Source organism: Sulfurihydrogenibium subterraneum DSM 15120 (assembly GCF_000619805.1).
GTDB lineage: Bacteria > Aquificota > Aquificia > Aquificales > Hydrogenothermaceae > Sulfurihydrogenibium > Sulfurihydrogenibium subterraneum.
Genome location: NZ_JHUV01000008.1, coordinates 388994 through 412616, shown reverse-complemented (window position 1 = coordinate 412616; position 23623 = coordinate 388994). Strand labels below are relative to the sequence as shown.

At 30.6% G+C, this 23623-nt stretch carries 20 protein-coding genes; 15 read left to right on the top strand and 5 right to left on the bottom strand.

The genetic code is table 11. The annotated features are described in order from the left end of the window. From rpsI to rfaE1, 3 genes are read left to right on the top strand one after another with little or no spacing between them, the layout of a single operon-like run. A complete protein-coding gene (gene rpsI / locus Q385_RS0102900) occupies window positions 1-429 on the top strand; it encodes a 30S ribosomal protein S9 (RefSeq protein ID WP_028950226.1) in 429 nt (142 codons plus the stop codon). A 5-nt stretch (window positions 430-434) separates the two neighbouring features. Continuing rightward, a complete protein-coding gene (argC, locus tag Q385_RS0102895; protein WP_028950225.1) occupies window positions 435-1460 on the top strand; it encodes an N-acetyl-gamma-glutamyl-phosphate reductase in 1026 nt (341 codons plus the stop codon). Beyond that, the gene (gene rfaE1 / locus Q385_RS0102890) at window positions 1457-2425 is read left to right on the top strand and encodes a D-glycero-beta-D-manno-heptose-7-phosphate kinase (RefSeq protein ID WP_028950224.1); all 969 of its coding nucleotides are present in this window, start codon (window positions 1457-1459) and stop codon (window positions 2423-2425) included. Before argC ends, rfaE1 begins: the two co-directional genes overlap by 4 nt. Here the strand turns inward: rfaE1 and Q385_RS0102885 are convergent. Next, window positions 2400-3659, bottom strand: coding sequence for an EAL domain-containing protein (locus Q385_RS0102885; RefSeq protein WP_028950223.1), 1260 nt, complete (start codon window positions 3657-3659; stop codon window positions 2400-2402). The genes rfaE1 and Q385_RS0102885 overlap by 26 nt on opposite strands. A 22-nt stretch (window positions 3660-3681) precedes the next feature. Beyond that, entirely contained in the window at window positions 3682-4500 is an 819-nt protein-coding gene (locus tag Q385_RS0102880) for a multiheme c-type cytochrome (protein WP_028950222.1), read from the bottom strand. A 134-nt stretch (window positions 4501-4634) separates the two neighbouring features. Between Q385_RS0102880 and Q385_RS0102875 the strand changes: the two genes are divergently transcribed. Continuing rightward, window positions 4635-5120: a ferredoxin-thioredoxin reductase catalytic domain-containing protein gene (locus tag Q385_RS0102875; protein WP_028950221.1), complete on the top strand. Its 486-nt coding sequence runs from the start codon at window positions 4635-4637 to the stop codon at window positions 5118-5120. 24 nt (window positions 5121-5144) lie between these two features. After that, a complete protein-coding gene (locus Q385_RS0102870; protein ID WP_245596350.1) occupies window positions 5145-6179 on the top strand; it encodes a GGDEF domain-containing protein in 1035 nt (344 codons plus the stop codon). Between the two features lie 32 nt (window positions 6180-6211). Here Q385_RS0102870 and speD read toward each other — a convergent pair whose 3' ends face one another. Continuing rightward, window positions 6212-6637 carry an adenosylmethionine decarboxylase gene (gene speD, locus Q385_RS0102865; protein ID WP_028950219.1) on the bottom strand — a complete coding sequence of 142 codons (426 nt, stop codon included), beginning with the start codon at window positions 6635-6637 and terminating at the stop codon, window positions 6212-6214. Between the two features lie 211 nt (window positions 6638-6848). Between speD and Q385_RS09110 the strand changes: the two genes are divergently transcribed. The 4 genes from Q385_RS09110 to Q385_RS0102845 all read left to right on the top strand — a co-directional run bounded on the left by Q385_RS09110 (window position 6849) and on the right by Q385_RS0102845 (window position 15064). After that, window positions 6849-9800, top strand: coding sequence for a site-specific DNA-methyltransferase (locus Q385_RS09110; RefSeq protein ID WP_051524378.1), 2952 nt, complete (start codon window positions 6849-6851; stop codon window positions 9798-9800). 10 nt (window positions 9801-9810) lie between these two features. Continuing rightward, complete coding sequence (locus Q385_RS0102855; RefSeq protein ID WP_028950218.1) at window positions 9811-13542, top strand: DEAD/DEAH box helicase family protein; 3732 nt, start codon at window positions 9811-9813, stop codon at window positions 13540-13542. 108 nt (window positions 13543-13650) lie between these two features. Further along, window positions 13651-14907, top strand: coding sequence for a (Fe-S)-binding protein (locus tag Q385_RS0102850; protein ID WP_028950217.1), 1257 nt, complete (start codon window positions 13651-13653; stop codon window positions 14905-14907). Further along, complete coding sequence (locus Q385_RS0102845) at window positions 14879-15064, top strand: rubredoxin (RefSeq protein ID WP_028950216.1); 186 nt, start codon at window positions 14879-14881, stop codon at window positions 15062-15064. Before Q385_RS0102850 ends, Q385_RS0102845 begins: the two co-directional genes overlap by 29 nt. Here the strand turns inward: Q385_RS0102845 and argJ are convergent. Both argJ and Q385_RS0102835 read right to left on the bottom strand, forming a co-directional pair. Beyond that, a complete protein-coding gene (gene argJ, locus Q385_RS0102840; RefSeq protein ID WP_028950215.1) occupies window positions 15061-16221 on the bottom strand; it encodes a bifunctional glutamate N-acetyltransferase/amino-acid acetyltransferase ArgJ in 1161 nt (386 codons plus the stop codon). The genes Q385_RS0102845 and argJ overlap by 4 nt on opposite strands. Then, window positions 16211-18091, bottom strand: a complete 1881-nt coding sequence (locus Q385_RS0102835) for a 2Fe-2S iron-sulfur cluster-binding protein (protein ID WP_028950214.1) — start codon at window positions 18089-18091, stop codon at window positions 16211-16213. Before Q385_RS0102835 ends, argJ begins: the two co-directional genes overlap by 11 nt. A 108-nt stretch (window positions 18092-18199) precedes the next feature. Here Q385_RS0102835 and Q385_RS0102830 point away from each other — a divergent pair, with 108 nt between their 5' ends. The 6 genes from Q385_RS0102830 to atpD are packed head-to-tail and all read left to right on the top strand — an operon-like array spanning window position 18200 to window position 23592. Beyond that, window positions 18200-18640, top strand: coding sequence for a F0F1 ATP synthase subunit B (locus Q385_RS0102830; protein ID WP_028950213.1), 441 nt, complete (start codon window positions 18200-18202; stop codon window positions 18638-18640). Further along, window positions 18637-19173 carry a F0F1 ATP synthase subunit B gene (locus Q385_RS0102825; RefSeq protein ID WP_028950212.1) on the top strand — a complete coding sequence of 179 codons (537 nt, stop codon included), beginning with the start codon at window positions 18637-18639 and terminating at the stop codon, window positions 19171-19173. Before Q385_RS0102830 ends, Q385_RS0102825 begins: the two co-directional genes overlap by 4 nt. Before the next feature lies 1 nt (window position 19174). Continuing rightward, the gene (gene atpH, locus Q385_RS0102820; protein ID WP_028950211.1) at window positions 19175-19723 is read left to right on the top strand and encodes an ATP synthase F1 subunit delta; all 549 of its coding nucleotides are present in this window, start codon (window positions 19175-19177) and stop codon (window positions 19721-19723) included. 19 nt (window positions 19724-19742) lie between these two features. Beyond that, window positions 19743-21257 (top strand): F0F1 ATP synthase subunit alpha, encoded by a 1515-nt coding sequence (gene atpA, locus Q385_RS0102815; RefSeq protein ID WP_028950210.1) that lies wholly within the window; start codon window positions 19743-19745, stop codon window positions 21255-21257. Between the two features lie 11 nt (window positions 21258-21268). Next, the gene (locus tag Q385_RS0102810) at window positions 21269-22147 is read left to right on the top strand and encodes a F0F1 ATP synthase subunit gamma (protein WP_028950209.1); all 879 of its coding nucleotides are present in this window, start codon (window positions 21269-21271) and stop codon (window positions 22145-22147) included. Between the two features lie 20 nt (window positions 22148-22167). Beyond that, window positions 22168-23592: a F0F1 ATP synthase subunit beta gene (atpD, locus tag Q385_RS0102805; protein WP_028950208.1), complete on the top strand. Its 1425-nt coding sequence runs from the start codon at window positions 22168-22170 to the stop codon at window positions 23590-23592. The last annotated feature ends 31 nt before the right edge of the window (window positions 23593-23623 follow it).

Genomic DNA, 23623 nt, shown 5'->3' with positions numbered 1-23623 from the left:
ATGGAAAAGACAGTAAAAATAGACCCAAAAAATTCATTTTATGGAACAGGAAGAAGAAAAGAATCAATTGCAAGAGTTTGGATATTCCCAGGTGAAGGTAAAGTAAAAGTAAGAAGCACTTCTGGAAAAGAGTGGGACGCAAGAGATTACTTTGAAAGAGATATTCTAATGGCTAAAATCAACCATCCGTTTGTAGTTACAGAAACACTTGGTAAATTTGATGTATATGCAACTGTAAAAGGAAGTGGAAAGCCAGCTCAAGCTGAAGCTGTGATGTACGGAATAGCAAAGGCTTTAGAAGCTTACAATCCATCTTTAAGACCTGCTTTAAAGGCTGCAGGATTAATGACCAGAGATGCTAGAGTTAAAGAGCGTAAGAAATACAACCAAATGGGTGCAAGAGCGAAATACAGATGGTCTAAACGTTAATATATATGTATGTTGCTATAGCAGGAGCATCAGGATACACTGGTGCTGAGCTTTTAAGAATACTATCAAGATACAAAGATGTAGAAATAAATCAGATAACTTCAAGACAGTATGCAGGGAGAACGTTGAAAGATGTTTTCCCTGTTTTTACAAAATCAAAGTATGAAAACCTTATATTCAGAGAAGATTTAGATTTTAGCTTATCAGATATTTACTTTCTTTGTTTACCACACGAAGCTTCTTTAGAGCTGGCAAAACAGCTTTACAATAATGGAAAAACTGTAATAGACTTATCAGCTGCTTACAGGATAAAGAAAGCTGAAGTTTACAAGGATTATTATGGATTTGACCATAACTATCCTGATTTGTTAGAAAGAGCTGTTTATGGACTTCCAGAGATTTATAGAGATAAAATAAAAACTGCAAAAATTGTAGCAAATCCGGGGTGTTATCCTACATCTGTTTTACTTGGTCTGTATCCACTTATAAGAAATAAATTACTAAATCAAGACAACCCTATTATCGTAAATGCATTATCAGGAATTTCAGGAGCTGGAAGACATCTAAAAGAAGACTTTATGTACCCAGAAAGTTATTCAAATGTTTACGCCTATAATATTACAAAACACAGACACACTCCAGAAATGGAAGATGTTATAGAAAATATATCTGGAAAAAAGATATCAATAAGATTTACTCCCCACATTATTCCAGTATCAAGAGGAATGCTATCTACTATAAATGTTTTTTTAAAAATATCTAAAAAGGATTTAAAAGATCTTTACTATGAAACTTATAAAAATGAGCGTTTTATAAGACTTCAAGAAAGACCTTCAAGAATAAAAGAAGTAATCGGTACAAACTTCTGCGACATATACGTAGATTACGATGAAAAAAATAATATTGCAGTCATTACTTCTGCCATTGACAATCTGTCAAAAGGAGCTTCTTCTCAGGCAGTTCAAAATTTAAATTTAGTGCTGAATAAACCAGAAAACTACTGTTTAGAGGATTTACCTTTATTCCCATGATAAATATACAACGAGCAAGAGAGCTTATCTCAAAGTTTAGTAGTATAAAGATAGCTGTTGTAGGTGATGTTATACTTGATAAGTATCTATGGGGAGAAGTAGAGAGAATATCTCCTGAAGCTCCTGTCCCGATAGTTGACGTAAAAAAAGAAACTTTATCTTTAGGTGGAGCCTCAAACGTAGCTAACAACATAGTATCTTTAGATTCAACAGTATATATGATTGGAATTATAGGAAACGATGAAAATGGTAGGCTGATAGAAAATCTAATTAAAGAAAAAGGAATAACTCCTGTTTTAATCAAAGACAATACAAGACCTACAATAGAAAAAACAAGAGTAATAGCAGTTAGTCAGCAACTTTTAAGGATAGATAGAGAAGAAAGAAAGCCAATAGATAAAGAAATCGAAGAAAAATTATTACAAGCCTTGAGAGAAATTGAAAATCAAGTAGATGGCTTTATCGTATCTGACTATGGTAAAGGAGTTATTACTGAAAAAATTATGGATTATATAAAATCTATTAACAAACCTGTTTTTGTAGACCCAAAACCTTCTAACTTCCATCTTTATAAAGGAATTACAATAATGACTCCAAATAAAAAGGAAGCCTATGAAGGTGTAAAAGCAGAAAGGTCAGAAAGTTTAGAAAAAGTGGGAAGAAAAATAATGGAAAGCTTAAATATCCAGCAACTCCTTATCACCCTTGGTAGTGAAGGTATGGCTCTCTTTGATAAAGATAAAGTTTTAAGAATTCCGGCTAGAGCAAGGAAAGTTTTTGATGTTACTGGAGCTGGAGATACAGTAATTTCAGTTTTAGCTTTATCAAGGTTAGCAGGTGGGACTTGGGAAGAGAGTGCTACAATTTCTAACTATGCAGCAGGTTATGTAGTAGGGGAGATTGGAACTGCTACCATAAACAGAACAACACTGTTAGAAATCATCGAATCTCAGAAGGATGTATAGGCTCTTTAAAGAAGTAACCTTGACCATAGTCTATGCCTAACTCTTTTACTTTATTAAATATTTCTTGTGAAGATATAAATTCTGCAACAGTAGGTATATTAAGCTCCTTTGTAAATCCTTTAATAGCTTTTACTGCGATATAAGAAATGGGGTCTTTATCTAACTTTCTAATTATCTGTCCATCTATTTTAATGTAGTCAAAACTAATCTCTACTATGTGCAAAATATTAGAAAAACCACTACCAAAATCGTCTAAAGCAATTTTGTATCCAGCATCTTTCAGTGTATTTATCTTATCTCTTAATTTTGAATACTCATCAATACCTTCTGATTCTAAAAGCTCAATAGTAACTTTTTCTCTAAAGTTTTTTCCTATTGATAGTAGGAGCTTTGATATATCTTCATCTAAGATATCTGAAGGCAGTAAATTTATGCTTATATCTATATTTTTTTTATTTAGAACTAAAAAATTAAATTCTATCGTTTTTCTTGTTAATTCTTTATAAACGTGGCTCCCTTTAATAGCATTTAGAAACATTCCCGGTAAAATAATTTTTCTTTCTTTAGTTATTATTCTTACTAAACTTTCAAATTTAAATGTTTTAAACGTTTGCACGTTAAATATAGGTTGGTAAAAGCATATTACTCTGTTCTCTGCTATGGCGTCTTTTATATCGGAAAGTCTTCTATCAATATGGTTGATACTTTTCTCACTGTATAACTCAACTCTGTTTTTACCCTTTTCTTTTGCTAACATTAAAGCTTTGTCTACTTTTTTAAATGCATCTTCAAAACTTTTTTCTTTATCGGCATTTATATATAATCCTGCAGAAACGGTTATTTTAACTTTATCTTTTATTATGAAAAATGGATTGATAGCAATTTTATCTACTATCCTTTCAGCTATTCCTATATAGTTAGAATCATTTCCATCTTTTCCTAAAAGTATTAAGAATTCATCATAGCCGATTCTGATAATTTTGTCGTTTTCTCTAATATTTTTTTTTATAAGATGTACTAGGTCTCGTAATATAAGATCTCCAAATTCCTTTCCATATAATTCTAATATTTTAGAAAAATTATCTAAATCTATTAATAAAAAAGCGTAATTTTTCTTTAAAAAATCTTTCTCTAAGACCGAGATGTAATCTCTATTGTAAACGCCTATGATTTTATCAAAATACTTTTCGTCTATTTCATCTTTTTTCTTTTTAAATATATCTAATATACTCATAAACCAATTATATCATAAATCTTTACCTATTAAACTTTTCTTTTATCTCAGCTATAGTTTGGTGAGTATTGTGGCATTTTGAACAGTTATTCATAGAAACCCATCCTACCATTTTGTAAACTTCTTCCTTATTTTTAGATTGTAAAGCCTTTGATAAAAGATTTAACTTATCTTCCAACTCTTTACCTTGATATATTTCAATAGATAGTTTATTGTTGTGGCATTCATTACAACTTTGAGATATGCCTTTTACTCTTTTTATGAAGTTGTTTCCTTCTGCTACTGCTTTATCAAACTTGCCATCTTCTAAGTAAACTCTCATTTTTTTCATAGAATCTGAAACTTTTTTCATGTATTCATGAAATTCTACATTAGACCTACTTACAGGGTCTTCTATGTTTATTACTTCAAAAGATGGGTAATGGTAAAGAATTTTTATTGATACTTTGTAGTTTTGATGGCACTGCATACAAGACTTACCTACAGCATCTGCATTAAATTTTGCTTTTTCTATATCTTTTGATTTTACAGCTTCAACTAATGCATTTACTTCATTTTTCTTTAATCCTTTATCAAACTCTGGAACCATCTTACCTATGTTTAAGTAGTTTTCCCTTAAAATATTAGCCCATTTCTCTGCATTTTTCCAATCGTTTTCCTGTATATTTGTAAACATTCCAGTGAAAGCTGTTGACATTGCATACATACTATTTAAAAACTCCATTTTGTTTGAGTTTGGAGGATAATACTTTGAGAGAGTCTTTGGTGGCTCTTTTAATGTTAAATCTCCAGCGTAAGAAATATATACACCTAAAGCTAAAGTTGTTAGATACTTTTTCATAGTAAGCCTCCCTATCTATGATTTGTTATAATAATAATCGTATTTTTGAGATTTTGCAAAACCAATGAGATTTGTCATATATATTTTTTAAGTAAGAATGGACAATTTTTTAACATTAAATTTGGAGGATTTATATGGAAAACATTAAACCAGAAATATTAGAAAAGATGAAAAACTTTGCAAATACCTTTGCAGAAAGGTCAGGAACAGTACCAAATCCTAATGAAGAAGTGAGAATGGCTGTTATACAAGGACTTGCAGCTCACGTTCAAGAGTTAGGAAAACCTTTATGTCCTTGTAATTTCTATCCAGATAAAAAGGAAGAAGTTCAAAAGAGAAGATGGATATGTGCCTGTGATGAGATGCAGATATTTAAATACTGTCATTGTTTATTGTTTACAACACCAGAAGGTTTACCTATAACTGAATACTTACCAGAGTGGCATGAAGGAAGACAGATATACGGCTTAGTTAAAGACCCAACTCCAGACAAAGGAAGGTCTCTCTCTAAAGTAGAAAATATAGTAGAAAATCTCAAAGAGTTTGTAAAAGAACACGGTATTGATATTTCGGAAGAAGACATATTAAAGTTTGCTCAAGAAACTGCGAAAAAGAAATAAGAATAAAGAATCGGGTTTTATATTATGAATGGATGTAAAATTTTAGATAAAATAGAATCTTTTGGAGATCGTTTAAAAGAGGAGGAATTAGAAACACTTCTTGAAATAATTCGTCGTCAAGTAAAGTTTATGCTTAAGTATAACATCTTAATGACTCCAAAGAATTATGAAAGATGGTTTTTAGTTTTTTGTCATTTAGTAGAAAGTAAAGAGTCCTTAACGGATAAAGAAATATTTAATCTCTATGGGCGATTGTATGAAAAAAATTTTAATATAGGCAAAGATGAAAATTTTTTTGAGAAAGATATAAGACAAACATCAGAAAAATTGGAAAAAATAGCAGACAACATAGAAGAAAAACTTTTTGATATATTAAACGTTGCTTACTTGCATAGAGAAAACATAATAAAACATGAGGAAATTACAAAAAGATCAGATGATGAGAAATTTTCTAAAATTTTACAAGAACTTGAATTTATAAAACATCAGAATGAAAATCTAACAGAAAAGTTAGAAAATTACCATAAAGAAATTCAAAAACTAAACATAGAACTCAAAATTGCAAAACAAGATGCGACTATTGATTTCTTAACAGGTGTTGTAAACCGTAGAAGCTTCGATAGAACACTGGAAGATTTATTAAAAGAAGTGAGAGATAAGGATTATATTTTCACATTAATCTTATTAGATATTGATAACTTTAAAGCAATTAATGATACTTATGGACATTTGGCTGGTGATTTAGTTTTGAAAGAGATTTCTAATGTTTTAAGAATCTTTTTAAGAGCTAATACAATAATCGGAAGGATAGGGGGGGAAGAGTTTGGAATAATCTTGCCTGGAGTGCCTTTAGAAAACGGAATAAAGGTGGCTGAGAGGATAAGAAATATAATTGAAAATAGAGAGGTAAGGTTTGAAGATAGAATAATAAAATTTACTGCAAGTTTTGGTGTAACAGAAAGCAAAAAAGAAGATACGAAAGAGTCCATATATAAAAGAGCAGATGAAGCGCTTTATATTGCTAAAAGAAGCGGGAAAAATAAAGTAGCCTTTTTTTAAGATACGAAGCCGGCTGAAAGCCGGCTTGTTAATTATATTAATCTATTTCTTTGTGAAGAAGTTATTGTTGTTGCTAAAGATATATCTCTTGGAAACTCTGTTCCTCTTGAAGTTGTTTGAATTTCAAGTTTATCTGTTCCGAAGAAAGACTTAATGATTTCCAATGCAGCTGGAATATTAAAGTCTTTACATGAGAATATATCTATTGAAAAGTATCCTTTCTCCGGAAAAGTGTGAATACTTATATGGCTCTCAGCTATGATAACAAACCCAGATACTCCCCAATCTTCAGGCTTTTCTCCACCATCGTATTTAAATACATAAGGTGGCATTATCTTTGTCATTCCTATCTCTGCTGGAAGTGTGTCTAGGAAGTTTGTCACAGCTTCCACACTTGCTAATGCCTCAAACGACCCTTCATAACCATCAACCATTAAATGGGGTCCAAATCCTATCAACTCTGGTTTTCCTCCTTTCTAAATAAAATTGTGGTATAAAAGATATATTAAAAATTTTTAAAAGTAAATATACTTTTGCACATTTTTTGTGCGAAATAAAATTTTTACCTTGGATTTTCCAAGTGGATAAATACAGTAGCTTGATTTTTTTAATCACACCTGTTTATAATTATCAGTATGTAAAAGAATGTAAATAAATGAGGTGGTATTTATGCAAGTTAATAAAGAAGATAAATTTAAAGAATTTCTTAAAAAAATATTTCAATTTAATAAAGATAAAATAGACCTTGATTTTGGGGTTTATAGAGTTTTTAAAAGAAAGCAAGAAGAAATTCAAGATTTTATAGACAATGAACTTAAAAATATAATAGATAACTCAATTAAAAAGCATTTAACAGAAGAAAGTAAAGAAAAGATAAATGAAATCAGAAATATAGTTTTTGAGCATATACTTTCATTTTTTGAAAGATTTTATGAGGATGGAGACTTTTATCCTGTTCCTAATTTTAAACAAAATAGAAATCAAAAAGGGGTGTATCACTTAGATTACAATGGTGAAGAAGTATTATTTTACTGGATTACAAAAAATCAGCATTATATAAAAAGTATTAACTATTATAACAATTATAAATTTGAATTAGACGGCAGAGAAATAGTTTTTCAAATAGATAAAAATAGAGTAGATGAAATTAAAGGAAATCAGAAAGAAACGAGAAATATATTTTTAGTAAAAACTCCAGAAGAATTAAAAGAAAGCAATCAAATTATAGTTAAACTTGCATTTAGGAAAAATAATAATTCACAAGATGACGAGGTTGAATTTAATGTAGAAAATTTATTTGAGCTTTTAAAAGATAAGTTAAGTTTGCCTGAGAGTATTAAGGAAGATTTACAATTTCATATAGATAAATTCAAAAATCTTAGGAACTCTGATTTCTTTATACATAAAAATTTAAAGAACTTTTTAACAAAGGAATTGGAATATTTTCTAAAAAATGAAGTAATTAAGTTTGATAATCCACAAACTCTTAAAGAGGCAGTTTTAACAAAGGAAATAGGTATAAAGATAATAGAATTTTTATCAAAGATGGAAGATTTACAACTACTTTTATGGGAAAAGAAAAAGTTTGCTTATGATGTTAATTATGTTATTACATTAGATAGGTTAAAAAACATAGAAATATTAAAAGATATTGAGAGATTTGAAGGATTTGAAAGGCAAAAAGAGGAATGGAAAGAACTTGGGTTTATAAATGATTCAAATATAAGTCTTTATGAATTATTTATTAAGTGGAATGAAATTAAGAACTTAGAAATAAAAAAGGAATGGCTTACAGATAAACAGAAAGAAACTTGGGAAAGTTTATTTGAAAGTGATAGGGAAACTTTAGAAAACATTTTCTATAAAGATTACAGTTTTCTTAATCAAATTCTTAAAAGAGTGGCAACTGTATTAAACTCAAAACAAAGTGATTTATTTGAGAAGAATGATGAAAAATTAAAAGAAAATATTGATGAACTGCCTAAAATTTTAGAAAATTATAAAAAATATAAAACATTACCAATAGATACAAAATATTTTCCTCATCTAAAGTATAGGATATTAGAGCAGTTTGATAATTTAGAAGAAGAATTAGATGGCATTTTAATAAAATCTGACAACTATCAGGCATTAAATACTATATTGCCTAAATATAAAGAAAAGGTGCAGACGATTTACATAGACCCACCATTCAATACAGGTAAAGACTTTTTATATAAAGATAATTATCAAGATGCTACTTGGTTAACATTGATGCAAGATAGATTGAAAATTGCAAAAGAATTATTAAATACAAGTGGAAGTTTGTTTTTGCATTTGGATGAAAATGCAGACCATTATGGAAGGTTTTTGCTAAATGAAATTTTTGGAGAAGAAAATTATTTAAATGAGATAATTTGGGTATATGAAAGATGGACCACACGAACTAAAAAACTACAAAATATGCATGATTACATTCAATGGTTTGCAAAAAATTATTCAAAGTTAAAATTTTTTGAAATTACAGAACAATTAAATGAAGAATTATTAGAAAGAAAAAGAAAAGGTTGGAATACAAACACTATAAAACAAGGGGATAAAAAGTTAAGACAATTACTTGTATATGACTGGGATTTGGTGAATAAAGCTATAACAGAAGGTAAAATAGATAAATCAAAGTATGACAAAATAATAGATGCGACTAAGCAAGAAAAATATGCGAATGATGTATGGAGTATTCAATTTATAAATCCGATGTCAAAGGAAAGAACAAATTTTCAAACTCAGAAACCCGAAGAACTTCTTTATAGAATTATAAACTCAACATCTGATGAAAAAGATTATATCCTTGATTTCTTCTTAGGAAGTGGAACTACGATATCAGTAGCCCATAAACTTAAAAGAAAATGGATAGGAGTTGAGCTTGATGACCATTTTGAAACCATAATACTTCTAAGAATGAAAAAAGTTTTATATGGTGATAATGTAGGAATTTCAAAAGAAGTCAACTGGCAAGGTGGAGGATTTTTTAAATACTTGTATTTAGAGCAGTATGAAGATACCCTTGAAAATGTAGAATTTAACAACAATCCTATAAAAGAAAAAACCGAAGAATTAAAAAAATTACAAGAATTATTTCCAGAGTTAGCAGAGCAGGAATTATTAAATCTACTTTCTGATGTAGCGATAAATAACTCAAAATCACTACTTATGACAGTTGAAGATGAACTTTTAACTAATCCATTTGAGTTTAAATTAAACATAGACGGAGAAGAGAAAGTAATAGACCTGATAGAAACTTATAACTTAATAAAACCTTTAAATGTAAGAAAAATTTTTGAAAAAGAGTTCGAAAATAGAAAATATGTATTTGTTATTTCTGATAAAGAAGCAGTAATATGGAGAGAAATTAAAGAGTTATCAAAAGATATTAACCAGTTAAAAGAAAACATACAAAAAGAAGAAAAATTTATAAGAGATGTATTACAAAACATTGATAAATTTAAAAACATTTATACAAATGCAATTAATCAGTATTATCCAAAGAACTTTTTAGATGGAAAAGCAAAAGAACTATTAACAGACCTTAGGACTTTATTAATTAAAGATTTTTCTGGTAAAAATTTAAGTATCAACAATTAGAGAGGACAAAATGAGTATAGAAACCTATCTTCCATCTTACATGTCTAAATATGAAATAAAAGAAATATTAGAGAAGTTATTTTCTAATCAGCAGATATTAGACGCTTTGCTAAAAGGCAAAGATATATGTGCCAAGAAACCAGAAGAAATTAATAAAATTTCACCATTACATAAATATACATTTTTATACTTTCTTTTTGAAGAAATAATTGGATTCAAACAAAAAGAACTTTATAAAAGAAGTGATAAATATGATTTATTAACACAAGAAGATATAAAAATGTATTTAACTCAAAAACCTATATTTGAAAGGAAAAAAGATAAAATAGAAGAAGCTATTAGCAATACTTTAAATTATGAAAAAGAAATAAGAAAAAATATTGATGGATTTATATTTACTTATTATCAATTTTTTACAGTCCTTTTTACAGAACTTTTCTTTTTATTTAGAGAAAATATAGAAAGTGAGCTTAAAAAGTATATAGAAAAAAATTACTCTAAAGCAAAGGAAATTTTAGCAATAAAAAGAGATGAATTAGAACTTATTAAAAATACTAAAAAAGATAAAACTAAATTAGAAAAAAGCGTAGAATATTTTGAAAATTATGTTAATCAGCCTTTAAACAAACTTGCTTATTATATGGCTACTGGAAGTGGAAAAACTCACATACTTCACATAAACATCCTTCAAACAAAAAAATATTTAAGAACTGAAAAAAAATATTTTCTAATTGTCCCTAATAACGAACTTGCACTGCAACATAAGAAAAATTTAGAAAAGTTTGGAATTAATAACATTGGATATATAGAAGACAACAGAGATACTAAACTTTTTAAAGAAGTTGAAAAACTTATATTAGAGTATGAAAGTAATAATTATGATTTAGTAATTTTAACGGTTCACCAATTAAGATCTTTTATGAGTAGATATAAAGATAAAGATATTGGAGACTTTGGGGATAATATTTTATTTGTTGATGAGGGTCATAAAGGAGGAGAATCAGGGTGGAGAGAAGATAGAAATAAACTCGCAGGAAACAATGGATTTGTATTTGAGTATTCTGCTACTTTTGCTCAAGCTATTAAATCAAATGAAAAACTTTTAAGAGAATACTCAAAATCAATTATATACTTTTATCCTTATCATAAATTTCACGATGATGGATATGGAAAAACACCAGAGTTTTATCCTAAAGAAGAAACCTCAAAAGTTTTATCAATTATGACAGAAAACAAAAGTAAAACAAAAATTAAAGAAATTACAGTTGATAAATTTAAGCTTTTTGTTCAAAACTTGTTATCCCATTATAATCAAGTAAAGTATTATCTAAAAAATAAAGACGATAAAGAATTCTCTGAAAAGTTTAAATTACCATTAAATATGTTTGTTGTTTATAGAGTTGGTTCTAACAAAAATGAAGATGTTTCATCTCATATATACGAGTTATACAAATTATTTCAAAGATTTTTAAAAAATGAAAATAATGAAACTTTGAATTTAATTTTAAAATATAGAGAAGATTTTAACTTAGACCTTCCTGAAAGAGATATATTTGATGAAATAATTACTTATTGCCTTTATGGAGATAAAAATGACGATAATCAAAGTATTAGAGTATGGGAATTTAGCAATAATGAATTATCATTTTCCTTAGGAGAACCTGATAAATCATTTGCGGTTGTATATGTAGGAAATGTTGCATCTATATCTGAGTTTGAAAAAATAAAAGTGAAATCACATCTTTATAATTCTATCATAGATAATTTCTTATCAGACCCAGATAACAGCAATATTCAGTTCTTAATTGTAGGAAGAAAATTATTAGAAGGCTTTGATACTATAAGAATTAATACTTTATCTTTATTTGAAATTGGAAAAAGTGAAGGTAGTTTAGTAGTTCAGTTATTTGGGAGAGGTGTAAGACTAAAAGGTAGTAAAGAAGATCCTTTAAAAAGGGAAAATAAACATCCTGTTATGGAAAAATTAAACATATTTGGATATAACGCAGAATATTTGAGAGACTTTATAGAAAATGTAGAACTGTATGATGTAATAAATGAAGTTGAATATGTAGTAAAAATTAACTTTGAAGATGATAGTAATGGAAATCCTTTATACAAGGATAAAAAAATACCCCATATAGAAAAATCTTTTGAAGAAAGTGATGAGTATTTCTTACTATATAAAGATGAGAAAATAAAAAGTAAAATAAAGAAGAAAATTTCAAATTATTTAGAAGAGTATGAAGATGGTTTAGAGTTGCAAAAACTTATCCAGTTTAAGTATATATTCAACAGAGTTTTAGAAGAAGTTAAATACAGCCATGTATTAATAACTTATAAAGATTTAGAAGATATCTTTAACTTTCTTTTTGATAAGAAATATAAATTTAAAGCATACTTTAAAAATTTAGATGCTCTTAATGAGTTTATTATTTTAATGTTAAAAAATTATATTTATTTGCTCTATAATCAAAAAAGAAAAGAATATGAAACTGAGCATATTACTTTAAAATCCTTAGATGAGACACACAAAAACTTAAACTTTTCTTACAAAATAAGAGTCCCAGAAAATTCAGAAATTAACAAGGTCTTGAAAAATATTAGCAAGAATGGAGAAATAAATCTATCCCTAAATCAATCTACATTTGACAATTATTGTTTTGAAACAATGTATTTAGAAAATAAAGATTTAAATAAAAAAGAACTCTTTGCCATAAAAGTAGATAGACATATATACTATCCTCTTTTATGTAAAATCAATGATGACAATATTTTAATATCTCCAGATAGATTGGAAGAAAGCGAAATAAAATTTGTCGATAAGTTTTGCTCTTTTATAAAAAAAGAAAATAGTTTAAAAGAAAATCTTACACTACTAAGAAATCTTAAATCAGGTGTTGGATTTTCAGGTTTTTATCCTGATTTTATCTTATGGTATTTAGAAGAAAAAGAAAATGAGACTATTGAACATATAATTTTTATTGACCCTAAAGGAATGACGGCTCATAATGTAAGAGAAGTTTTAGAAAAATCTAAATTATCTTTAAGATTAAAAGAATTAGAATTAAAATTAAGAGAAAAAGATGAATTTAAAAATGTACGATTACATTCATTTATTCTTTTAAATCAACCTTTAGAGGAATATTTGAAAATTGAAGAAATGAAAGATAGTATAAATAATTTTTTTACAGAAGAAATTATTGGAGATACTAGAAAGATAAATATAGAAGAGTTAAAAGATTTAATGAGATTATATAATATTTTTTATTTAGAAGAAGAAAATGTAATTAATGGTATTTTGAATAAATTAAGTACTAACCTTATAGATGAATACGAAAACATCAAAAAAATTTTTATTGAAAAATACAAAAAAGATGAAAAATTAAAACAATTTTTTACAGAATGGCAAGAAATAAAAACTGAAAAAAATTTAAAAAACATTAAAGAAAAATACGGATTATGCACTCAAGTAATTAAGAAAGAAGAAGCATTAATTGCTTTCTTATTAAAGATTTTAATAAGTGATAAAGATTACGAAGAATACTGTAAAAAATTAGGTGAATTTTCAATTAACTTTAAAGAATTAAAAGATGAATTAAAAGAACAAGGAATGGAAATTTTAATAGAAAAGTTTTTTGATAACTTATTCTCCGAAATTCTTAATGGAGTTCCTTTGGCAGGAAAGATTTATAAAGCAACAAAAGAATTTCTAAAAAGAAAAGGATATAATATTCCTTAGATAACTTTAAATTCAAGTAAATAATAAAAATCTTATGATATTAGTTATTGTAAATAATTGCTAACTAATATAGATTTTTAAGACAACTTGATTTTAGGAGAGAGTTTAATGAGCCATTACATAGAGCCTAAACTTAGTATAGAGCTTGCCCATCAGTGTGTCAAATGTTCAGCTTGCCGTCAAGTTTGCCCAACTTACTCTGTTGTTAAAGAGGAAAGGTCTTCTCCAAGGGGAAGGTTAGCTCTGGCTGAGGCTGTAGTTGACGGAGTACTTCCTTTAACGGAAGAGATAGCAGCTCAGTGGAACCAATGTGCTATGTGTAGAAGATGTGAATGGATATGCCCTAATGAAGTAGAGTATAAAGAGATAATGTTTAGAGCCAGAAATATGGCAAAAGAAAAAAGTAAAAAGGATTACTTTAAAAATGTTGTTTTTAAAGGTCTTGCAATGATGGGTAATCCTCTTACAAAAATAGGAATGAAATTTGCTCCTGCTCTAATGGAAGCTTACGGAAAAATGCTTGGCAAAGAAGTGCCCGAGTATAACGCAGTTTATATAGATGTAGGTATTCCTAAGTACGCTAAACTTATGCCAAAGCCTTCTGCAAAACCTTTTGGTCTGAGAGGTAAAGAGGTAAAATCAGAAAAATCAAAAGGTAAACTTTTATTTTTTACTGGATGTATGATAGATGCATTTCAAGGAAAAGTTGGAGAAAGTGTTTTAAAGCTTATGGAAAAGGCTGGATACGATGTAGTTGTTCCAAAGGATATAAGATGTTGTGGAGCTCCTCACCTTTACAGTGGCGAGATAGATTCTTTTAATAAACTTATGAAGCATAATAAACAAGAGATAGATAAATACCAATTTGATTACATAGTGGTTGCGTGTCCAACATGTGGTGGAGCTCTAAAAGAAGAGTATAAGTACCCTGTTAAAGACTTTGCGGAAATATTAGAAGAGGAAGGATTTTTTACGTTTAGAGGTAAAGGAGAAAAAGTAACGTTCCACTTTCCGTGCCATTCTTACACAGCGATGAAAACAGACCCTAACGTTTATAGAAATGTTTTAAAGAATGTTAAAGATGCAAATTATGTAGAAGGGGAAGAGGCAATGATGTGTTGCGGGTTTGCGGGATACTTCTCTGTTGCAAACTACGAAGTAGCATCTGAACTCCAAAAAAGAAAGATAGAAGACTTGAAAAAAACTCAGGCAACTTATGTTTTAAGCGACTGTCCGGGATGTGTTTTAAATCTTGCTGATGGAATGTATAAGCATGGTGATTATAAAAATGTTAAAGTAATGCATTTAGCTGAATATTTAGCGGAGAGATTAGAAGATGAAGGTGCTGCTGAAGAAAGAAAGTAATGTAAAGTATAGATGTAGAGTTTGTGGATACGTGTATGACCCGGAGAAAGGAGATGAGATAAATCTTATCTCTCCGGGGATAGAGTTTATAGACCTTCCGGATAAATGGAGATGTCCTGTTTGTAACTACTCAAAGAAAGAGTTTAGGAAGGTTTAGGTAGTATATTCTGCGTTTATCTCTACATACTTGTAGCCTAAATCACAGGTGTAGAAAGTCCATTCTTCTTCGCCTCTACCAAGGTAGAGGTTTATAACAATCTCTTTATTATTTTTTAAGTAATCAATAGCTGATGGTCTATCAAATTCCATCGGCTCTCCATTGTAAAGTAAAAAATCTCCCAGATAAAGTTTGACTTTTGAAAAATCTATATCTAAGTGGAGCTGTCCTACAGCTGAAAGTATTCTTCCCCAGTTTGGGTCGTTTCCAAACATTGCAGTTTTAAAAAGGTTTGATGTCGCTATAGCTTCTGCGACTTTTTTAGCTTCTTCTTTTGAAGATGCTTGGAATACGTTTATCTCTATAAGTTTTGTAGCACCTTCTCCATCTTTAACGATCATTTTTGCAAGTTCTAAAGCCACTTCATATAGCTTTTTTGCAAAGTAAACTCTGTTTGAATCATTTATCTCAACGTTTGACTCTCCTGTTGCAACTACTACAAAACTGTCGTTTGTACTCTCACATCCATCTACTGATATTGAGTTAAAAGTCCTATCTACAACAAGTTTTGTAGCTTTGTCTAAAAGGTTTTTATCTATTTTAACATCTGTAAATATGTAAGCAAGCATAGTTGCCATATTAGGATGTATCATTCCTGCACCTTTTGCTATACCTTTTACGGTAAAGACTTCTCCATCTATCATTCCAGTTGTCTCATAGTACTTATAAAAAGCATCTGTTGTAGATATAGCTCTTGCTGCCAATTCTAAATCTAAATCTTGAAGGTTTTGGCAGGCTTGTTTTATGCCATTTTCCACTTTATCCATAGGAAGCTGAACGCCTATCACACCTGTTGAAAACACCATAACTTCTGATTTATCTAAACCTAAACACTCTGCGGTAATTATTGCCATTTTTTCAGCATTTTCAAAACCTTTTTGACCTGTTGCTGCGTTTGCATTTCCACTGTTTATAACCAAAGCTGATATTTTATCCTGTATCTCGCAAACTAACCTATCGTACAAAACTGGAGCTGCAGCCAAAGAGTTTTGAGTAAACATTCCACTGTAAACAGAAGGAGGAAATTTAACAACAAGTATATCGTAATCTCCTGATGGTTTTATCCCAGCCTTTGCAACACCTATTTTAATATTCATCTAACACCCCAATATTTTTTAATTTCCAGTTTGTAAGATTTTCTGACCTTAAAGAAAAGTAAGAGCAGTCCCATATATCTGGTTGATACCTTACTATCCAATCTGGAATTGAGTCATCGTAAGGTTTTGATTCTATATTAACTTTATCTACCTTCAACATTCCTTTTAATCTGTTTATAATATCTGTGTTTTTATATGGGGATTTTATAGAAGTTTTTGATTTTCTTTGACCTGTTATAAAGTCGTAGTGTCCATCTTCCTCTATCCAAGTATTTAATGATATTACTACATCACTTGTTAAAGCCAGTCCATCTTCAAAAGGTGTAAATATAGCTTTTAATTTTAATTTACCTAATATCTCTTTAAGCTTTTCTTCTTCTACTATTAGAGAGATTTCTTCTCCAAAGATTATTAAGTTTTCTATCTCACCCGATAAAACTTTTTCAAAGATTTTAGTTATGGGGTAAATGTTTTTAATGTTGTTTATAACTCCAAAAGCGTTTGAGTATGGTGGAGATATTACAATTTTACAGCCTTTTTCAACTTCAAGATTTTTAAGGACTTCTCCTAAATACTTTGCATCTTCTCCATAAAAGTAAGATGAGTAAACTATTACGCTACCTTCTTGTGCTACTTCTTTTATTTTTTCTATAATATCTCTACCTTTAGCCTGTATAAAGTGAGGATACAGCTTCTTTATTCTTCCTAAATTTTCTCCTATGTACACAACTTTTTTCTTCATGTAGTAAGTTAAAACAGGATTGGTCAGGGTTATATCATCTCCTATAACTATGTAGTGGTTTGCATTTTTTATCTCTTCTTCAGTAGGAGGTTTGTAATCTCCAAAACCTTCAAGAAGTGGAACAATATCTAAAGTGATAATAGAGGTTGTAATTAATCCAAGGCTGTTTATACTTTCTAATACTTCGTTTGAAAGGTAAGGAGATACAATAACAGCTGTTTTTGAAGGATTTTTGTTTACTGTTTCTGCAACGTACTTTAAAGCGTTGTCTAAAGATGTGTTTTCTCCGTTAATCTTTGGACTTTTTAATCTGTTTGTGTTAAAAGCATCATAACCTAAGTAGGGTTTTGCGCATACTTCCAGCTCAGCTGTACTTCTTATTCTAAAAACTTTTTTACCGTCGTGGTCTATTACAACTGAACAGCCTAAACTACATAAGCTACAATGGGTAAATGTTTCATTTAAAAGCCAGGGACGAGCATTAAACTTAAAAGGTCTAAATATTATTGCACCAACAGGACATATATCAACACACAAACCACACATCTCACAGCTGGTGGTATCCATAGGTTTATTAACAGGCGCTATTAAAGTTTCAAAAGCCCTTTCAAGTGGATAAATAGAATGAGACTGGTTTATATTATCGCAAACACTAACACATTTCATACATAAAACACATCTGTTAGATATATATTCAAGATAATCACTTTCCCAGTCAACTTCTTCTCTTATCTTTTCATAAGGGGTTATAGGTAAAACTGTATTTTGAGGACCCCAGTAAGTTCCCCAGTTTTGAAGGTCACATTCTCCAGCTTTATCACATATAGGACAGTCAAGAGGATGTCTTGTAAAAAGCATCTCTAAAATAAACTTTCTATCTTCTTTTACTTTATCATTTTCTGTTTCTATCTCCATTCCTTCGTATACATAACTACCACAGGCAATTATGCTTCTTTTAGCTTTTACGTCGTAAACAAGGCACATTCTACAACCACCAAAGATAGGCAGTTTTTCGTGGTAGCAGAATGTAGGTATTAGTTTGTTGATTTTTTTTGCAGCTTCTAAAACTGTTGTGCCTTTGTTAACTTGTATCTCAATACCATCTATCTTTACGTTTACTTTTTCCATAGGTTTTAACCCCATAGCTTGAACTTTAAAGCATTATAACAAAAATTTTGAATTTATTCTAATTTTCTGATATTATAATATGTGATATTTACAAAGAAGGAGGAGTTTATGCACGTAGGGATAAATCTTGACCAAACCTTATTTATTCAACTTGGACTGTTTTTAGTATTTATGTTCGTAATGAAAAAAATCTACTTTGACCCTTATTTACAAGCATTTGAAGAAAGAGAATCAGCAGTTAAAAAGCTGTTAGAAGAAGCTGAGGCCAATAACAAACAAGCTCAAGATATACTAAAAGAAGTTGATACAATTTTGTCAAAAGTAAAAGAAGAGAGTAAAAAGATATTAGAAGAGTCTTCAAGAGAAACAAATCAGATAGTTGCTGATATTATAAGAAAAGCTCAAGAAGAAGCTGAGAAAGAGATAGAAGAAGCTAAGAAAGACATAGATAGAGTAGTTGAGATAGAAATAAAAGCTTTAGATACAACAATAGAAAAAATAGCTGAAAAAATAGTTGATAAACTAACTCTCAAGGAGAAGGCAGCATGAAAAAAGTTTTTTTAATGGGTTTGTTTATAGTAGGAATTTCTTTTGCGTCTGAAGGGTCTGAAGAGTCAGGTGTTTTACTTTGGAAGGCAGTTAACACTATAATTCTTTTAGGTGTGATTGCTTACTTTGGTGGAAAACATATTAAAAATTTCCTAGAAAGCAGAAGACAGTCAGTTTCCAATATGGTTTTAGAAGCACAAAAAGCTAAGGAAGATAGCATTAAAGCTTTAGAAGAAGCTAAAAGGAAATTAGAAGAAGCAAACTATAAGTTGGAAGAAGGGATAAGACTTGCAAAAGAAACAGCTGAAAATGAAAGAAAACACGCTATTGCTCAAGCAAATGAAATAGCAGAAAGAATAAAATCACAGGCAAAAGAAACTATAAATATAGAAATTAAAAGAGCAGAATTAAAGATTAAAAAGTATGCAACTTCAAAAGCTTTAGAGTTGGCTCAAAACTTACTAAATCAAAAAGTAGACCCAGAAACAACTAAGTCTATAATAAACAAAACAATAAAAGAGTTGGAGGCTTAAGTTGAAAGTAGATAAAAAATTTTTAAAGAACATTGTTAAAAAGATAATAAAAGTTTTAGGAAATGATGAAGAGAAGCTTTCTAACACATCAAAGGCTTTAGATGTTCTTTCTTTATTTTACAAATCAAATTCAAACTTTAGAAACTTAGTCTTAAGCCCGACAGTATCTTTAGAAGAGAAAGAAAAGGCTATCTTGAAAGTTTTAACTACATTAAATTTACCTGAAGAAGTAAAATCTTTAATTCTTCTATCTATAAGAGAAAATAAAGGAAACATCATTAAAGAGTTAAACAAAGCTTTTAAATTTGAAGTAGAAAAGTTTTTTGCAACAGTTCAAGGGGAAGTTATTACAGCTCATCCAATTGATGAATCCTTACTAAATGGAATAAAAGCTTCTTTAGAGTCTAAAATTGGTAAAAAGATTGAGTTTACAGTGAAAGAAGATAAAAGTTTAATTGGTGGTGCGGTTATAAAAGCTGGAAGTTATATACTTGATACTTCTGTAAGAAATTACTTAAAGCAACTTGAAAGAACATTAACCAGATTTTAATATAACAGGAGGTTTATAGATGTCTGTGATAAGAGCTGATGAAGTTTTAGAACAATTAAACAAGCAACTTCAAGAGTTTGAAGTTTCTGCAAAACTTGAAGAAATTGGAACAGTTATTCAGGTGGGAGACGGTGTTGCCCGTATTTACGGTCTTGAAAAGGCTATGATGGGAGAGATGCTTGAGTTCGAAAACGGTGGTGTTGGTGTTGTATTCAACCTTGAAGAAGATAACGTTGGTGCGGTTTTACTTGGTTCTGATGTAAACGTAAGAGAAGGTAGCGTTGTTAAAAGAACAGGAAGAATTTTATCTATACCAGTAGGAAAAGGACTTCTTGGAAGAGTAGTTGATGGTCTTGGAAACCCAATAGATGGAAAAGGTCCTTTAACTGATATAGCATATTACTCTCCTGTTGAAAAGATTGCTCCAGGGGTAGTAAAAAGAAAATCAGTTCACGAACCTCTTCAAACAGGTATCAAAGCAATTGACGCAATGATACCAATAGGTAGAGGACAAAGGGAGTTAATAATTGGAGATAGAGCAACTGGTAAAACGACTGTTGCTATAGATACTATACTAAATCAAAAAGGTCAGGGTGTTTACTGTATTTATGTAGCAATAGGTCAAAAGAGAGCAAACGTTGTCCATATAGTTGAAACATTACAAAAACACGGTGCAATGGAGTATACAACAGTAGTTGCTGCTACAGCATCAGATCCTGCAACAATGCAGTACATAGCTCCATTTGTTGGATGTACAATAGGTGAGTACTTCAGAGACAACGGAATGCACGCTTTAGTTATATACGATGACCTTACAAAACACGCTTACGCTTACAGACAGTTATCACTCCTCTTAAGAAGACCCCCAGGAAGGGAAGCGTATCCGGGAGACGTTTTCTACCTACACTCAAGATTATTAGAGAGAGCTGCTAAACTAAACGATGAACTTGGAGCAGGTTCTTTAACTGCTTTACCTATAATAGAGACACAAGCAGGTGACGTTGCTGCATACATACCAACAAACGTTATATCTATTACTGATGGTCAGATATTCCTTGAAGCAGATTTATTCTATAAAGGTATAAGACCTGCTATTAACGTAGGTATCTCTGTTTCAAGGGTTGGTGGAGCTGCTCAAATAAAAGCTATGAAACAGGTGGCAGGTACTTTAAGACTCGACCTTGCTCAGTTTAGAGAGCTTGAAGCATTCGTTCAATTTGCATCAGACCTTGATAAAGCAACTCAAGCTCAAATTGCGAGAGGTCAAAGAATGGTTGAGCTCCTAAAACAACCTCCTAACCAACCTGTTCCAGTAGAAAAGCAAGTAGCAATCATATACATAGCAGGACAGGGATACCTAGACGATGTACCTGTAAACGCGATTCAAAAGTTTGAGAAAGAGTTTTACACCTTCTTAGATACAGAAAAGCCAGACATCCTTGAAGCCATAAGAAGAGAAAAAGCATTGTCAGACGATATAAAAGCAAAACTTGATGCGGCTGTTAAAGAATTTAAGCAAAAAGTCGCATTTTAGGGAGATGAAAAATGGCTAAGTTATCGCCAAGGGATATTAAAAGAAAGATAAATGGTATAAAAAATACAAGAAGAATAACTTCAGCAATGAAGATGGTTTCTGCGGCTAAATTGAGGAAAGCCCAGAACCTTCTTTATGCTACAAGACCTTACTCTGAAAAGCTGTATGAGCTTATTTCCGACCTTTCTATATATATAGATAGAGAGGCTCATCCACTTTTAGCAAAAAGAGAAGTTAAAAATGTAGACCTTATCGTTATAACAGCTGATAGAGGACTTGCAGGGGCATTTAACGCAAACGTTTTAAAAACAACTTGGAGAGAGATACAGAACTTTCAATCAGAGGGAAAAACTGTAAATTTAATTTTAATCGGAAGAAAAGCGGTTAACTTTTTCAAAAATAAAGGTTTAAATGTTGTTGCATCTTATGAAGACGTCTATAGAAATCAGATGAATCTGTCGTTTACCTCATTACTGGGAGGAATTATCTCTTCTAGATTTATAGAAGAAAAGACAGATGCAGTTCATTTGATTAACAACGAGCTTATAACATCTTCTACTTATGAAACAAAAATAAGAGGACTTCTGCCATTAGAGCCTAAGGAAACTTCCAGCAAAAAGTATGATGAAATGAGTATATACAATATTGAGCCTTCTAAGGAAGAGGTTTTAAGCTCCTTACTCCAAAGGTACATTAACTTTCAGCTTTACAGAGCATTAGTTGAATCTTCTACTGCAGAACATTCTGCAAGGATGATAGCAATGGATAATGCTACTAAAAATGCTGGAGAAGCTATTAGAAAGTGGACTATCATATTTAATAAGGCAAGACAAGAAGCTATTACAACAGAGCTTATAGATATTATTAACGCTGCTGAAGCAATAAAGTAAAAATTAAGGAGGATATATAAATGGCAAAAGGAAAAGTAGTCCAGATTATAGGTCCGGTAGTAGACGTTGAGTTTCCGGAAGGACAACTGCCGGCAATAAGAAACGCTATAAAAGTTCAAAGAACAGCTATTGATGACACTGGAAAAGAGTACGTTGAAGACCTTTACCTTGAAGTTGCACAGCATCTTGGAGATTCAAGGGTTAGAACAGTTGCTTACGGCCCTACTGACGGTCTTGTTAGAGGAGTTGAAGCTGAGGATTTAGGTTCTCCTGTAAAAGTGCCTGTAGGAAAAGCAGCTCTTGGTAGAATATTTAACGTTGTAGGACAACCTATAGATGAAGCAGGACCTGTAAACGCAGAGGAGTATTGGCCAATATTTAGAGAAGCTCCTTCTTTTGAAGAACAATCTACAAAGGTAGAACAGTTTGAAACAGGTATTAAAGTTATTGACTTATTAGTACCTTTAATAAAAGGTGGTAAAGTAGGACTGTTTGGTGGTGCTGGAGTTGGTAAAACTGTTTTAATGCAAGAGCTTATACACAATATAGCTAAATTCCACTCTGGATACTCTGTTGTTGTTGGTGTTGGTGAAAGAACAAGGGAAGGAAACGACCTATGGATGGAAATGAAAGAGTCTGGTGTTTTACCTTACACAGCGATGGTTTACGGTCAGATGAATGAGCCTCCCGGAGTTAGATTTAGGGTTGCTCAAACAGGACTTACAATAGCTGAATACTTTAGAGATGTTGAAAAGCAAGACGTTCTGATATTCATAGATAACATATTTAGATTCGTTCAGGCAGGTGCTGAAGTTTCTACTCTTCTTGGAAGACTTCCTTCTGCAGTTGGTTATCAACCAACACTTGGAACTGACGTTGGTGAAGTTCAAGAAAGAATTGCATCTACTAAGAACGGTTCTATTACGTCTATTCAGGCTGTTTATGTTCCTGCGGACGATATTACAGACCCTGCTCCAGCATCTATATTTGCTCACCTTGATGCAACTATCGTTCTCCAAAGAAGATTAACAGAGTTAGGTATATACCCAGCTATAGACCCATTAGAGTCAACATCAAGAGCTTTAGCTCCAGAGTATGTAGGTGAAGAACACTACTATGTAGCAAGGGAAACTCAAAGAATCTTACAAAGATACAAAGAGCTCCAAGAGATTATAGCAATTTTAGGTATGGAAGAACTTTCAGATGAGGATAAAGCTATCGTTGGAAGAGCAAGAAGATTACAGAGATTCCTTGCTCAAAGATTCCATGTTGCTGAACAGTTTACAGGTCAACCTGGTTCATACGTTAAGAAAGAAGAAACTATACAATCTTTCAAGGAAGTTGTTGAAGGTAAGTGGGATCATTTACCAGAACAAGCATTCTACATGGTCGGTGGTATAGAAGAAGCCAAAGAAAAAGCTGAAAAATTAGGTGTTAAAGTTTAATAGATTTAAGGGAGGTTAATCCTCCCTTTAC

Bases quoted from the DNA above. Each gene is read 5' to 3' on its own strand.
- rpsI (WP_028950226.1), top strand. From the start codon at position 1: ATGGAAAAGACAGTAAAAATAGACCCAAAAAATTCATTTTATGGAACA.
- argC (WP_028950225.1), top strand. From the start codon at position 435: ATGTATGTTGCTATAGCAGGAGCATCAGGATACACTGGTGCTGAGCTT.
- rfaE1 (WP_028950224.1), top strand. From the start codon at position 1,457: ATGATAAATATACAACGAGCAAGAGAGCTTATCTCAAAGTTTAGTAGT.
- Q385_RS0102885 (WP_028950223.1), bottom strand. From the start codon at position 3,659: ATGAGTATATTAGATATATTTAAAAAGAAAAAAGATGAAATAGACGAA.
- Q385_RS0102880 (WP_028950222.1), bottom strand. From the start codon at position 4,500: ATGAAAAAGTATCTAACAACTTTAGCTTTAGGTGTATATATTTCTTAC.
- Q385_RS0102875 (WP_028950221.1), top strand. From the start codon at position 4,635: ATGGAAAACATTAAACCAGAAATATTAGAAAAGATGAAAAACTTTGCA.
- Q385_RS0102870 (WP_245596350.1), top strand. From the start codon at position 5,145: ATGAATGGATGTAAAATTTTAGATAAAATAGAATCTTTTGGAGATCGT.
- Q385_RS09110 (WP_051524378.1), top strand. From the start codon at position 6,849: ATGCAAGTTAATAAAGAAGATAAATTTAAAGAATTTCTTAAAAAAATA.
- Q385_RS0102855 (WP_028950218.1), top strand. From the start codon at position 9,811: ATGAGTATAGAAACCTATCTTCCATCTTACATGTCTAAATATGAAATA.
- Q385_RS0102850 (WP_028950217.1), top strand. From the start codon at position 13,651: ATGAGCCATTACATAGAGCCTAAACTTAGTATAGAGCTTGCCCATCAG.
- Q385_RS0102845 (WP_028950216.1), top strand. From the start codon at position 14,879: ATGAAGGTGCTGCTGAAGAAAGAAAGTAATGTAAAGTATAGATGTAGA.
- argJ (WP_028950215.1), bottom strand. From the start codon at position 16,221: ATGAATATTAAAATAGGTGTTGCAAAGGCTGGGATAAAACCATCAGGA.
- Q385_RS0102835 (WP_028950214.1), bottom strand. From the start codon at position 18,091: ATGGAAAAAGTAAACGTAAAGATAGATGGTATTGAGATACAAGTTAAC.
- Q385_RS0102830 (WP_028950213.1), top strand. From the start codon at position 18,200: ATGCACGTAGGGATAAATCTTGACCAAACCTTATTTATTCAACTTGGA.
- Q385_RS0102825 (WP_028950212.1), top strand. From the start codon at position 18,637: ATGAAAAAAGTTTTTTTAATGGGTTTGTTTATAGTAGGAATTTCTTTT.
- atpA (WP_028950210.1), top strand. From the start codon at position 19,743: ATGTCTGTGATAAGAGCTGATGAAGTTTTAGAACAATTAAACAAGCAA.
- Q385_RS0102810 (WP_028950209.1), top strand. From the start codon at position 21,269: ATGGCTAAGTTATCGCCAAGGGATATTAAAAGAAAGATAAATGGTATA.
- atpD (WP_028950208.1), top strand. From the start codon at position 22,168: ATGGCAAAAGGAAAAGTAGTCCAGATTATAGGTCCGGTAGTAGACGTT.